This window comes from Arthrobacter gandavensis, assembly GCF_039528575.1.
Lineage (GTDB): Bacteria > Actinomycetota > Actinomycetes > Actinomycetales > Micrococcaceae > Arthrobacter_B > Arthrobacter_B citreus_B.
On the sequence record NZ_BAAALV010000005.1, the window covers coordinates 267,968 to 280,188 of the forward strand.

The window sequence follows — 12,221 nt, forward strand, 5'->3', positions numbered from 1 at the left end:
TAGAACGGATACGGAGCGATTTCCGGACGCATGGTGAGCCACTGGACTTCCGTAAATGACTCCAGGTTGGCTGCGGCGCCGCCAACCCGGCCGCCGTTGCCCGAGTCCTTGACGCCGCCAAACGGCGCATTGGACTCGTCATTGACTGTCTGTTCGTTGATATGGACCTTGCCGGACTCCACCCGGTCGGCAATCTCCATGGCCATTCCCACATCGCCGAGGATGGAAAGGGAAAGACCGTATTCGCTGTCGTTGGCCAGCTCCACGGCTTCGTCAACGGTGCTGAACTTCATCACGGGGGCAACCGGCCCGAAGATCTCCTGCCGCCAGGCCGGATTGTCCTTCTTGACGTCGGCCAGCACGGTGGGGCGGTAGAAGAGGGCATCGCTGGTACCGCCGGCTGCCAGGCGTGCACCAGCAGCGACGGCGTCCTGCACAATGCCGTCGATTTTCTTCAGCTGGTTTTCGTCGATGATCGGACCCAGGGCCACATTGCCGCCGGCCGGATCGCCGACCGGCAGGTGTGCGGCCTTCTCAGCCAGCGCGTCGACATACTGCTCGTAGATGTCCTCGTGCACAATGTGGCGGCCGGTTGTCATGCAGATCTGTCCCTGATGCATGAACGAACCGAAGGCAGCAGCAGAGGCAGCCTTGGCAAGGTCGGCGCCGGGGAGCACGATCATGGCGTTGTTCCCGCCAAGTTCAAGATGGGCGCGCTTGAGCAGGCGCCCTGCGGATTCGGCAATCTTGCGGCCTGCGCCGGTGGAACCGGTGAAAGCGATAACCCGCACTTCCGGAGCCTCAACTACGGCAGCCCCGATTTCTGCCCCGCCGGGCAGCAGCGACAGCAGGCCGGCGGGCAGCCCGGCTTCTTCGAACACACGCATCAGGGCGACGCCGCCGCACACCGCTGTGCGCGGGTCCGGCTTGAGGAGGACGGCGTTTCCAAGCGCCAGTGCCGGGGCCACGGCGCGGATTGAGAGGATCACGGGGAAGTTGAACGGTGCGATCACTGAGACGACGCCGGCGGGGCGGCGGCGCGAGAAGGACCAGCGCTGTTCATTGGTAGCCAGCACTTCACCGGCCGGGTGGGACGGCAGTGCGGAGGCGTCGTAGCACTCGTTCGCCGCGCTGTGGGTCTCCAGCCCGGCTTTGGGCGGGATGCTGCCTGCTTCGCGGATGATCCATCCGCCGAGTTCTTCGGCGTGCTCTTCCCACAGGGCGCCTGCGCGGCGCAGGACTGCAGCGCGTTCCTCCGGCTTGCGGGCGGCCCATTCCTTCTGGGCTGCCGCAGCGGTGCGTGCAGCTTCAAGGACATCGTCAACGGAGGCAACACCGTAGCTGCCCAGTGCCTTTCCGGTGGCGGGTTCAACGGCATCCGCGGAACCCGCACCGCCGTCGCGCCAGCCGTTGACGTAAATCTTGTCCGTCCAGATGGACGGGTCGAGCAAAGCCATGTGCGTTCCTAGCTTTCGGGATATGGGGGTCCCTCAAGTATCCCAGACGGGGCACGGGGCCTGAGCGGCTCTTGGCCTGTCAGCCGGTCCTTTTCACGTCGTTCCGGCGCTGCGTGAGTGCCCGCCGGAGCATGCGTACCAGCCCAATCAGTCCAAAGACGATTGGCATGACGGCAATGATGCCGGCCACCGGATCATTCACGAAGGCCAGGATGCAGACGCCGAAGAAAACATGCAGTACGTAGCCGGACGCCTGCGCGGTACGGGAATGCGTCCGGAGCGCTTTGCGAAAGATGGTGATGACGGCCCCCGGAAGTCCATGGCTGAAGCTGCAGAGAAGCCCCTGGAACCAGTGCTGGTTCCAGGGGCTTCGAAAGTGGAGCCTCCTGCCAGAATCGAACTGGCGACCTTCTCATTACGAGTGAGACGCTCTACCAACTGAGCTAAGGAGGCGGGCTTCACCTAACCGGTCAACGGCCAGAATCCACAAGGAACTACTTTATACGGCGCGGGCACCGCGGTCAAAAGCGGCGTTCCTGCGGCGGTGCAGCTGGTTTCCATCCCCGCACCGCCGCCCGTCCCTCAGGAGCAGATGAGCCCGTCTTCGGGCACCGTCCCGTCAATGAAGTAGTCATCCACGGCGTCCGCAATGCACTGGTTCCCGCGTCCGTAAGCGGTGTGTCCTTCGGCTTCCCAGGTCACCAGCACGGCGGAGTCCAGCTGGCCGGCAAGGGCCTGGGACCATTCGTAGGGAGTGGCGGGATCACCGGTGGTGCCTACTACCACGATCGGATCGGCGCCTTCGGCAGCGAGCGGGCGTGGTTCGTTGACCGGCGCATAGGGCCACGCTTCGCACGTCACTCCGCCGTAGGCCAGGAAACGGCCCAGGGTGGGGGAGGCTTCCTCAAGCTCCGCGGCGTCGGCGGCCATCTGTGCGGGGTCTGCTTCCATGGGGTAGTCCAGGCAGTTCACGGCGCTGAAGACCTCATAGGAGTTGGACTCGTAGGTTCCGTCCTCGTTGCGTTCCGCGCCCAGGTCCGCAAGCATCAGCATGGTGGTCGGGTCGCCGCGGAGGGCGGAACTCAGCGCCTGCGTCAGGGCGGGCCAGTTGGCGTCGTTATAGAGCGGCAGGATGAACCCGCTGACAAACGTGGAGACGGTGACCAGGCGGCCGTCCGCAGCCGTGAGCGGGCTGGTTTCAACCGAAGCGATGAGGTCCCGGATGGTCTGGATGCCGTCGTCCACTGAACCCTTGAGCGGGCAGTTTGATGAGCTCTGGCAGTCCTGGACGTAGGCGCGGATAGCCTCTTCGAAGGCACGGGCCTGGCCAAGGGTGATTTCCTCGTTGCTTGCCGCCGGATCGATTCCTCCGTCCAGCACCATGCGTCCCACGTTTCCGGGGAACAGCTCGGCATAGGTGGCTCCCAGGAAGGTGCCGTAGGAGAAACCGAGGTAGTTCAGCTTGGGGTCCCCTGCCACGGCGCGCAGGATGTCCATGTCCCTGGCAGCGCTTTCGGTGTCCACAAAGCCAAGGAGCTCGCCGGAGGCCTCGGCGCAGGCACTGGCGAACTCGGCGGCACTGGCCCTGGCCTCTTCCAGCCCGTCTTCGGTCGACGGGTCAAGGATCTCGGTCCGCGCCTGGTCCACTTCCTCATCACTGAGACAGTCCACCGGGGTGGAGCGGCCCACACCGCGGGGATCGAAGCCCAGGATGTTGAACTCGCTGCGCAGCCGGTCAGTGGTCACTCCCTGCAGCGAGTCCCGCACGGTGGCGTAGCCGGAACCGCCAGGGCCGCCGGGATTGACCAGGACCGTTCCCTCCGGCGTGCCTCCGGCCTCGGCGAGGATCACGCTCAGCTCGATGCTGCGTTTCGCCGGGTCCGCATAATCCAGCGGAACGTCAACGGTGGCGCACAGGAAATCCCCTTCGCAGGATTCCCAGACCACTTCCTGCTCATAGAACTCCAACAGATCCGCGGGCACGTCGCCGATCACTTCCGGGGCAGCGGTCTGCGTGCCTTCGGACGGAGCCTCTGAACGGCCGGGGGAGCAGGCAACCAGGCCGGCCAGCATAAGCGCGGCAGCTGCCGCGGCGGAAGCGCGGCGCAGGGAACGGTTCCCGGCCCGGGATCGGCGTCGTTCGAGGGTCATTGCGGCGGCTCCTGGTCCGGGTGCGTCGATTGGCGTGTGGTTCGCGTGCTTCACAAAAGGCTGACAGCCATTGCCTCGATGGCAAGCAGCGGGGCGACGTTGGTGGTGACCAGCCTCCGGCGCACTGCGTTGATTTCTTCCATACGGGACAGGATGGCCTCCGGAGTTGTGCGGCCTGCAAAGGCCTCCAGTTCGGAGCGCAGGGACTCGTTCACCAGGTCCGTGCCGGAATCCAGCGCTAGCACCAGAGCGTCACGGTAGAAGGAGAGCAGATCAGTCAGTGCCCGGTCGAAGTAGTCGTTCTTGGACCGCTTGGCCCGGCGCAGCTGGTCTTCCTCGAGGCGTTTGACCTGGCTGCGCATCGACGGCGGGAGGGGTCCGGACTCCGGGGCGCCGAGGGACGCCAGCAGTGCAGCCTTCTCCTCGGCGTCGCGCGCCTCGAAGGAACTGGAGGCCTCCGCCTCGGCCAGTGCCACCAGGTCAGCGGCGGCCTTCATGGCGCCGGAAACATTTCGCAGGGACAGCGGCAGCCGGACGATCTTCTCCCGGCGCTGCCTGGCTCCTTCATCGGTGGCCAGCCGCTTGGCTACGCCTACATGGCTCTGCGCGGAGCGGGCAGCGTCCCGGGCAACGTCCGGATCGATTCCGTCCCGGCGCACCAGCAGGTCGGCGACGTCCTGCACAGGAGGCAGCCGCAGGCCCACCGGCCGGCAGCGGGAGCGGATGGTTACCAGCACATCGCCCGGGCTCGGGGCGCACAGCAGCCAGATGGTGCGGGGCGGGGGTTCCTCGATCGCCTTGAGAAGCACGTTGGTGCTGCGTTCCTGCATGCGGTCCGCGTCTTCCACGATCAGGACCCGCCAGCGGCCGGTGGAGGGCTTGTCCTGGGCTTTCTTGACCAGTTCGCGTGCTTCTTCGATGCTAATGGTGACTTTTTCGGTGGTCACCGAGGACACATCGGCGTGCGAACCGGACATTGCCGTGCGGCAGGAGTGGCAAGTGCCGCAGCCGCGCAGGGCAGGGTCAGGTTCTTCGCACAGCAGTGCCGCGGCAAAGGCACGGGCGGCATTGGACCGGCCGGAACCGGGCGGCCCGGTAAACAGCCAGGCATGGGTGGGACGTTCCTGCGCGGCGGCCCGGCGCAGCTGCTCGACTACCGGTGCCTGGCCCTGGAGGTCTTCCCAGACGCTCATGCCAGCAGGTCCTGCACTCGGGCAAGGATCTTTTGAGCCAGTTCCGGCACCGGCGCCGCGGCGTCCAGGACCAGGTAACGGCCGGGGGAGTCCTCCGCCAGGGCAAGGAAAGCGGAGCGGATGCTGCCGTGGAAGCTGTCGGGCTCCGATTCGAGCCGGTCCTCGGCTGTGTCCGCTGCGGTGCGGCGGCTGCGGCCGGCTTCCGGATCAACGTCCAGCAGGACAGTCAGGTCCGGTGCCAGTCCGCCGGTAGCCCATTCGTTGATGGAGCGAACCTCATCCGTGCCCAGGTTCCGTCCAGCTCCCTGGTAGGCAACGGAGGAATCGATGTAGCGGTCGCAGACCACGACGTCGCCGCGTCCCAGGGCGGGTTGGATCACCTGTTCCACGTGGGCAGCGCGGGAAGCCGCGAAGATCAGGGCCTCAGTGCGCGCATCGATCTGGCCATGACCGTGGTCCAGGACCAGGGAGCGCAGCTTTTCGCCAACGGGCGTGCCGCCTGGTTCACGGGTTCGGACCACCGTGCGTCCGGCGTCCTGCAGGGACTGGGTGAGCAGTGCCGCCTGGGTCGACTTGCCCGCGCCGTCGCCGCCCTCGAAAGCGATGAAAAGTCCGGTACGGGGTTCAGAAATACTCACCCGCCTAGACTACCCAGTCATGCTGGGAAACTGCTGCCGGCCTGCTGGCCCACGCATGGCGGGTGAAGGAACATGACAGCCGTGCCGGTGCCTGAACAGCACCGGCATGGTTGCGCGGTCTAGGCTAAAACCCATGAGCACAGCAACCGGGCACGGGCACTCCGCAGGACAGCTGTCGGTGGAAACCACCGTCGTCTCCGCAGGGCGCCCTGAACGCACCGCGGATTCCGCCGTCAACCCGCCGATCGTCCTTACCTCAACCTTCCTCGGGACCCGGGAGACCAGGGAAGGCGACCGGGTTTACGGCCGCTACTCCAACCCCACCTGGGACCCGTTCGAGGAAGCACTGGGCGCGCTTGAAAACGCCGAACTGCCGGCACTGGTGTTCTCCTCCGGCCTCGCGGCCGTTATTGCCGCCATGTCCCTGATTCCGGCCGGAAGCACGCTGGTGATGCCGCGGCACAGCTACCAGGGCTCCCTCCTGCTCGCGGCCGGGGACGCACGCGACGGGCGCATCAACGTGCGAACCGTGGACATCGCGGACACCGAAGAGGTCATCGCGGCGCTCGACGGCGCAGCCATGCTCTGGCTGGAAAGCCCCACCAACCCCATGCTTGAGGTGGCCGAACTTGCCGTCCTGGCGAACGCCGCGCACCGGGCCGGAGCCTTGGTGGTCGTGGACAACACCTTCTCCACGCCCCTGGTGACGCGCCCGCTGGACCTGGGCGCCGACGTCGTAGTCCACTCGGTGACCAAGTATCTTTCCGGGCATTCCGACGTCGTTCTCGGCGCCACGGTCACGTCCGATCCCGAGCTGCGTGCCCGCCTGCTGACCTATCGGTCCCTGCACGGCGGAATTGGCGGGCCGTTCGAAGTATGGCTGGCCCTGCGCGGACTGCGGACCCTGGCCCTGCGTGTGCAGCGGTCCATGGAATCGGCAATGGAACTCGCCGGCCGGCTGGCCGCCCACCCCGGTGTGGAAGCGGTCCGCTACCCGGGCCTTCCCCAGGACCCCGGGCACGCGCGGGCGGCCGCCCAGATGGACGGCTTCGGCTCGATCGTCTGTATTGAGGTGGCCGGCGGCGCCGAAGGGGCTGACGCCGTCACGGAGAAGGTTGAACTGTGGCTGCCGGCGACGTCGCTGGGCGGTGTGGAGTCGCTGATCGAACGGCGCCGCCGCCAGCCTGCTGAGCCGGTTTCTGTTCCGGAGAACCTGCTGCGGCTCTCCGTCGGAATCGAAAACGTCGAGGACCTCTGGAGAGACCTCGACCAGGCGCTTCCACGGTAGGGTGGTCCCGTGGCACTTGTTGAATTGTTGCGGGACCTTATCTACCTGGCGCTGGGCATCGTGGCGCTGGGCATCGAGCTGTGGGCGTTTGCCGACTGCGCCCGGCGCAAGCCTGCGGAGTTTGAGCGTGCCTACAAGCGCACCAAGGGATTCTGGATGGGCCTGACCGGCGGCGCTGCCGCCGTCGGGCTGCTGTCCGTCCTGCTCTTCGGACCGCTCGCGCTGCTCCTCTTTGAGCTGGCCGCCGTCGTAGCCGCGTCCGTCTACCTTGCCGACGTGCGTCCGGCGCTCAATGAGTCAAAGGGACGCGGCGGAGCCTACGGTTCCTGGTAGCGCACTGCGCGCCTAGGCCGTTTGGCGTGCAGGTGCGGGTGAGACGGCGTCCCAGGCGACGGTGATTTCTCCCAGCCGCCACCGGGCGGGCCCGGTCAGCAGCGGCCAGCCCTCAGTACGCAGCGCGCGGCACATCGCGATCCACCGCTGCCGGTTGCCGTAGGACGCCATTGGCGCGGCAGCCGTCCAGGCCTTGTCCATAGCCTGGAGGAACGCATGCACGCGCTCTCCTGGGACATTCCGGTGGATCAAAGCCTTGGGAAGCCGCTCCGCGACGTCCGATGGCAGGTCGAAGGCGCCGAAGCGCAGGGAGATGCTCAGCGACACCGGCCCGCCGGCCTCAAGGACCACCCACGTGGAGCGGCGGCCAATCTCGTCGCACGTTCCGTCAATGAAGATTCCGCCGTCCGCGAGCCGGCTGCACACCATGTCCCAGTGGGCGGCGTACTCGTCCTCGCCGTACTGCCGCAGGACGTTGAAGGCCCGCACCATGACCGGACGCCTCCCGCCCAGCGGCAGTTCGAACCCGCCCTGGACAAAGCTGAGTCCCTCGCGTTCCAGCGGTTTGGCCGCCCGCACCCGCTCCGGGTCGATTTCGATGCCCACCACGCTGACGTCGGACCGCACCCCGCTGATCCTCGAGTGCAGCTCCACGGCCGTGACCGGTGCTGCCCCGTAGCCCAGATCTATGACCAGCGGATCCTCGGCCCGGCGCAGGCGCCACCCCTCGGGTCCGGAAAGCCATCGGTCAACCCGCCGGAGCCTGTTGGGGTTTGTAGTGCCCCGGGTCACATTTCCCACGGGTTTTGAGGGGATTTTCACCAAACAATGTTAGCGGCCGGCGTCGTATGCTCCTGACCAAAGCCGCCGCAGGAGAATGAAGCCTTCCCCACACGTTGGTTACGGACCGCCCTGCCATGTGTCCTTGCTCTGCGGCTACGATGCTTTTATGACCTACAAAGTGATCCTTCTGCGCCACGGGCAGAGTGAATGGAATGAAAAGAACCTCTTCACCGGCTGGGTGGATGTGGATCTCACGGACCTGGGCCGGACCGAGGCACTGCGTGCCGGGGAACTGCTGGTGGAGAACGATATTCTCCCCGATATCCTCTACACCTCGCGGCTGCAGCGGGCCATCAACACGGCCAACATCGCTCTGGGCGAAGCTGACCGCATCTGGATCGACGTCAAGCGCAGCTGGCGCCTGAACGAGCGGCACTACGGCGCACTCCAGGGCAAGGACAAGGCCCAGACCCTGGCGGAGTACGGCGAGGAGCAGTTCATGCTCTGGCGCCGCTCCTATGACACCCCGCCGCCGCCCCTGCCCGACGACAGCGACTTCTCCCAGGCGCACGACGCCCGGTACGCGGACCTCAGCGAGGACGAGCTGCCGCGCACTGAGTGCCTCAAGGACGTCCTGGAACGCTTCCTGCCGTACTGGGAGAATGAAATCTCGCAGGACATCAAGTCCGGCAAGACAGTCATGATCGCCGCCCACGGCAACTCGCTGCGTGCGCTGGTCAAGCACCTGGACGGGATTTCCGACGCCGACATCGCCGCCGTGAACATCCCCACCGGCATCCCGCTGGTCTACGAACTCGACGAAGACCTCAAGCCGGTCAAGGCCGGCGGCACCTACCTGGATCCGGAAGCCGCAGCGGCTTCCATCCAGGCTGTGGCCAACCAGGGCAAGCAGAAGAAGTAGCCCGCCCCTCAACGAACTAACAGAAACTGCCCGTATGAAGTCTCATACGGGCAGTTTTTGTTATGTGGATGAAGGCGGGGCTACAGGGAGCTCTCAGAAATCGGCTGCCATTCGCCGGTCACGAGGTAGTTGACCTTGCGGGTCACGGACACGCCGTGGTCGGCGAAGCGCTCGAAGTACCGGCTGGCCAGGGTCAGGTCCACCGTCGTGACGGGGGAGTTGTCCCAGTCCGCGGAAGCCACGGCCTTGAACACACTGGCGTGCAGCTCGTTGATGCGCGTGTTGTGCGCGTAGATGTCCTTGCTCAGTTCCAGGTTGCGCGTTTCGAGCAGTTCGGTAAGCAGCTCGGAGATGGCGATGTCCAAGCGTGCCATTTCCTTGAACGTCTCAACCATGTTCTCCGGCACAACGTTGGCCGGGTAGCGCAGCCGGGCAAGCTGGGCGATGTGGCGTGCCAGGTCGCCCATCCGCTCCAGGGACGCGCTCATCCGCAGGGAACCCACAATCATCCGCAGGTCGCTCGCCACCGGCCCCTGCAGGGCGAGGACGTCGATGGCACGCTCGTCGAGGTCGTTCTGGAGGAAGTCGATGCGGGCATCAGCGGCGATGACTTCCTGTGCCAGCTCAGTGTCGGCCGTCTCGAACGCCTGCGTAGCCTTCTTCATCGCCTCCGTGACGAGCTGTGAAATCTGGGTCAGCTCCTCACCGATCTGGTGAAGCTCGGCCTGGAAAACCTTGCGCACTTAATGCGTCCTTTCGATCAACTCTTACAGGGCCGCGGAAACAGCTTTGCGGCTGTATTTATGCTGCCAGCGTCTGGTTAACGGTCGGCCCTCTTGAAGTGAACGTTAGTTTAACGGTTGGTCGAATGCCACCGCGGTGCCCGCCGCCACAAATACGTCAGCCTAAGCTAGGACTGTGAATCCTGTACTGCTGGGCCTGCTCTCAGGCATCCTCGGCCTGGCCGTGGGTGTGTTCGGCGTCGTTGCCTATATCTCCAGCCAGCGGCACCGCCGCGACCTGGCCGAAGTGGACGAGCCTGCCCTGTCAGAGGGTGCGGCGGAAATCCTGGGTGTCCTCGGACGTGCCTACATCGTGGTGGACGGCATCGACGGCGTGGTCCGGGCCAGCCCCGGCGCCTACGCGTTCGGCCTGGTGCGCGGGCACACCCTGATGCAGGAGGAGGTGCTGGAGCTCACCGCCAGGGTGCGCCGTGACGGGGTCATCGAAGACCGGAACGTAGAGCTGAACCGCGGCCCGATGGGACAGGGGAGCCTCATCCTCCAGCTGCGGGTGGCGCCGATCGCCGAGGAGTACATCCTCATCCTGGCCGACGACCGCACCGAAGCGACCCGGACCGAGGAAATGCGCAACGACTTCGTTGCCAACGTCTCGCATGAACTCAAGACACCGGTGGGTGCCATTTCCCTGCTGGCGGAGGCAATCGACGACGCCGCTGCGGACGAGGAAGCTGTGCGCCGCTTTGCCAAGCGGATGCACAAGGAAACGGTCCGGCTCTCCGCCCTGGTGCAGGACATCATTGAACTTTCCAGGCTCCAGGGCACGGACATGGTGGACCATGCCGAGCCGGTGGACATCACTGAACTTGTGCACGACGCCGTCGAAGCCAACCGGCTGCCCGCGGAGCGCCGGAACATTACCGTGGTGGTTGGCGGCTCCGCGGAGAACCCCGTTTACGCGGACGGCCCCATGCTGACCACCGCGTTCCGGAACCTGATCGACAATGCGATCCGGTATTCGCCGGAGGGCAGCCAGGTGGGCGTGGGGATCCGGTCCCGCGATGGACTGGCCCAGGTGACGGTCACCGACCGCGGACCCGGCATCGCTGCCGAGGACCAGGAAAGAGTTTTCGAGCGGTTCTACCGCATCGACGCAGCCCGTTCCCGCAACACCGGCGGCACCGGGCTGGGCTTGAGCATCGTCAAGCACGTGGTCTCCAACCACGGCGGTGAAGTGAACCTGTGGTCCCAGCCGGGACAGGGGTCCACCTTCACCGTGCGGCTTCCGGAAATGGAAGCGGCGGATAACGAGGACACGGCGGACAGCCCGCCGCAGACAGACGGCGCGTCCGCGCCGGCCGGCAAGGAGTAAGTTGAGCAGGATCCTGATTGTGGAGGACGAAGAGTCCTTCAGCGACCCTTTGTCCTACCTCCTGGAACGCGAGGGGTTCGACGTCGCGGTGGTGGACAACGGCCTGGAAGCCGTTGCAGAGTTTGACCGCTCCGGAGCGGACCTGGTGCTCCTGGACCTGATGCTTCCGGGGCAGTCCGGCACCGAGGTGTGCCGGCAGCTGCGCCAGCGCTCCGACGTGCCCGTCATCATGCTCACTGCGCGCGACGCCGAGATAGACAAGGTGGTGGGGCTGGAGCTCGGCGCCGATGACTATGTGACCAAACCGTATTCCTCCCGCGAGCTTTTGGCCCGGGTACGTGCGGTGCTGCGCCGGCGCAGCGATGCCGGAGACCTCAGTGGTTCAACGGTCCAGGCCGGACCGGTGCGGATGGACGTGGACCGGCATGTGGTGAGCGTTGACGGGACGCCTGTCTCCCTGCCGCTGAAGGAGTTCGAACTGCTGGAGATGCTGCTGCGGAACTCCGGACGAGTGATGACGCGCGGCCAGCTGATCGAGCGGGTCTGGGGAGCGGACTACGTCGGTGACACCAAAACCCTGGATGTCCATGTCAAACGCCTCCGGGCAAAGATTGAGCCGGATCCCTCAGCCCCGCAGCATCTGGTGACGGTGCGCGGGCTGGGCTATAAGTTCGAGGCCTGACACCCGGGGATCCGGGGAGCACCGGCATGCAAAAGGGTCCGTCCGGAAACCGGACGGACCCTTTTGCAGGTTCTTCTGGGTTTGGCCTTGTTACGGAGCCGGAGTCTCCGTGGGCTCACCGCTGGTTGCCGGGGTGGGCTCGGGGGTGGGGAGGTATTCGCGGTAGTACGAAACCTGGCCGTCTACCACCGGAACATTCAGTTCTGCGGTTTCAGAGCCGGCCGTTGCCTCGGCGCGGATGCCGGTGCCGGGGAGCACGCTGACGGTCTCTACCAGGACCTCGGACTGCGGTGCGTCGTCGTAGACAACCTTGCCGCCGCCGGGGATGTTCCAGGTGAGGTCGGAGCCTCCGATGGAGAGCTCGAAGTTAATCGGGTCTGAGGAGTCGTTCACCACGGTGCCGATCAGGCGTCCGGGCTCGCCGTCGCCGTCGCTGACAACCAGGATGTTGCGCAGCTGCAGGTCACCCAGGTCCTGGACAATGCCGTCGGACGGGGAGTACTCCATGGTGGTTGCCTGATCGTTCACGGCACTGCAGCCGGTGGCGCCCAGCAGCGACAGCGCGATAACACCGGCGGCGGCAGCGTTCCGCGTCCGGTTCCTGGATGTGAAAATCACAGCACAAACTCCTGAAGGGTGGCGGTCGGAGGACCGAAGGGACG

13 protein-coding genes and 1 tRNA gene are annotated in these 12,221 nt (G+C 65.7%); 5 read left to right on the top strand and 9 right to left on the bottom strand.

Annotation, left to right across the window (positions count from 1 at the left end; all coding sequences use genetic code 11):
- From ABFX29_RS13460 to tmk, 6 genes are all read right to left on the bottom strand, one after another.
- Window positions 1-1,457, bottom strand: a 1,457-nt coding sequence (locus tag ABFX29_RS13460) for an aldehyde dehydrogenase family protein (RefSeq protein ID WP_152228839.1), incomplete at its 3' end; no start/stop codon positions are given.
- Window positions 1,458-1,536: 79 nt separating this feature from the next.
- The gene (locus tag ABFX29_RS13465; RefSeq protein ID WP_275124649.1) at window positions 1,537-1,659 is read right to left on the bottom strand and encodes a hypothetical protein; all 123 of its coding nucleotides are present in this window, start codon (window positions 1,657-1,659) and stop codon (window positions 1,537-1,539) included.
- Between the two features lie 175 nt (window positions 1,660-1,834).
- A tRNA-Thr gene (locus ABFX29_RS13470) sits at window positions 1,835-1,910 on the bottom strand.
- A gap of 129 nt (window positions 1,911-2,039) precedes the next feature.
- The gene (locus ABFX29_RS13475) at window positions 2,040-3,608 is read right to left on the bottom strand and encodes an alpha/beta hydrolase (RefSeq protein ID WP_152228838.1); all 1,569 of its coding nucleotides are present in this window, start codon (window positions 3,606-3,608) and stop codon (window positions 2,040-2,042) included.
- Between the two features lie 50 nt (window positions 3,609-3,658).
- The gene (locus ABFX29_RS13480) at window positions 3,659-4,801 is read right to left on the bottom strand and encodes a DNA polymerase III subunit delta' (RefSeq protein WP_152228837.1); all 1,143 of its coding nucleotides are present in this window, start codon (window positions 4,799-4,801) and stop codon (window positions 3,659-3,661) included.
- On the bottom strand, window positions 4,798-5,433 hold the full coding sequence (gene tmk, locus ABFX29_RS13485; RefSeq protein ID WP_152228931.1) for a dTMP kinase: 636 nt from the start codon (window positions 5,431-5,433) through the stop codon (window positions 4,798-4,800). The genes ABFX29_RS13480 and tmk overlap by 4 nt, the downstream gene beginning before the upstream one ends.
- Before the next feature lie 139 nt (window positions 5,434-5,572).
- On the opposite strand from tmk, the gene ABFX29_RS13490 reads away from it, so the two are divergent.
- Both ABFX29_RS13490 and ABFX29_RS13495 read left to right on the top strand, forming a co-directional pair.
- Window positions 5,573-6,727, top strand: coding sequence for a trans-sulfuration enzyme family protein (locus ABFX29_RS13490; RefSeq protein ID WP_152228836.1), 1,155 nt, complete (start codon window positions 5,573-5,575; stop codon window positions 6,725-6,727).
- A 9-nt stretch (window positions 6,728-6,736) separates the two neighbouring features.
- Window positions 6,737-7,060: a DUF2516 family protein gene (locus ABFX29_RS13495; RefSeq protein ID WP_152228835.1), complete on the top strand. Its 324-nt coding sequence runs from the start codon at window positions 6,737-6,739 to the stop codon at window positions 7,058-7,060.
- A gap of 12 nt (window positions 7,061-7,072) precedes the next feature.
- On the opposite strand, the gene ABFX29_RS13500 is transcribed toward ABFX29_RS13495, so the two are convergent.
- The gene (locus ABFX29_RS13500) at window positions 7,073-7,882 is read right to left on the bottom strand and encodes a class I SAM-dependent methyltransferase (RefSeq protein ID WP_246167641.1); all 810 of its coding nucleotides are present in this window, start codon (window positions 7,880-7,882) and stop codon (window positions 7,073-7,075) included.
- Between the two features lie 127 nt (window positions 7,883-8,009).
- On the opposite strand from ABFX29_RS13500, the gene ABFX29_RS13505 reads away from it, so the two are divergent.
- The gene (locus ABFX29_RS13505) at window positions 8,010-8,765 is read left to right on the top strand and encodes a phosphoglyceromutase (protein ID WP_152228833.1); all 756 of its coding nucleotides are present in this window, start codon (window positions 8,010-8,012) and stop codon (window positions 8,763-8,765) included.
- 80 nt (window positions 8,766-8,845) lie between these two features.
- On the opposite strand, the gene phoU is transcribed toward ABFX29_RS13505, so the two are convergent.
- Window positions 8,846-9,508 (bottom strand): phosphate signaling complex protein PhoU, encoded by a 663-nt coding sequence (gene phoU, locus ABFX29_RS13510; protein WP_152228832.1) that lies wholly within the window; start codon window positions 9,506-9,508, stop codon window positions 8,846-8,848.
- Window positions 9,509-9,683: 175 nt separating this feature from the next.
- On the opposite strand from phoU, the gene ABFX29_RS13515 reads away from it, so the two are divergent.
- Together ABFX29_RS13515 and ABFX29_RS13520 are read left to right on the top strand one after the other, a co-directional pair.
- Complete coding sequence (locus ABFX29_RS13515) at window positions 9,684-10,877, top strand: sensor histidine kinase (protein WP_152228831.1); 1,194 nt, start codon at window positions 9,684-9,686, stop codon at window positions 10,875-10,877.
- Between the two features lies 1 nt (window position 10,878).
- Window positions 10,879-11,559 (top strand): response regulator transcription factor, encoded by a 681-nt coding sequence (locus ABFX29_RS13520; protein ID WP_152228830.1) that lies wholly within the window; start codon window positions 10,879-10,881, stop codon window positions 11,557-11,559.
- Between the two features lie 90 nt (window positions 11,560-11,649).
- Here ABFX29_RS13520 and ABFX29_RS13525 read toward each other — a convergent pair whose 3' ends face one another.
- A complete protein-coding gene (locus ABFX29_RS13525; RefSeq protein WP_152228829.1) occupies window positions 11,650-12,177 on the bottom strand; it encodes a hypothetical protein in 528 nt (175 codons plus the stop codon).
- Window positions 12,178-12,221 lie beyond the last annotated feature (44 nt).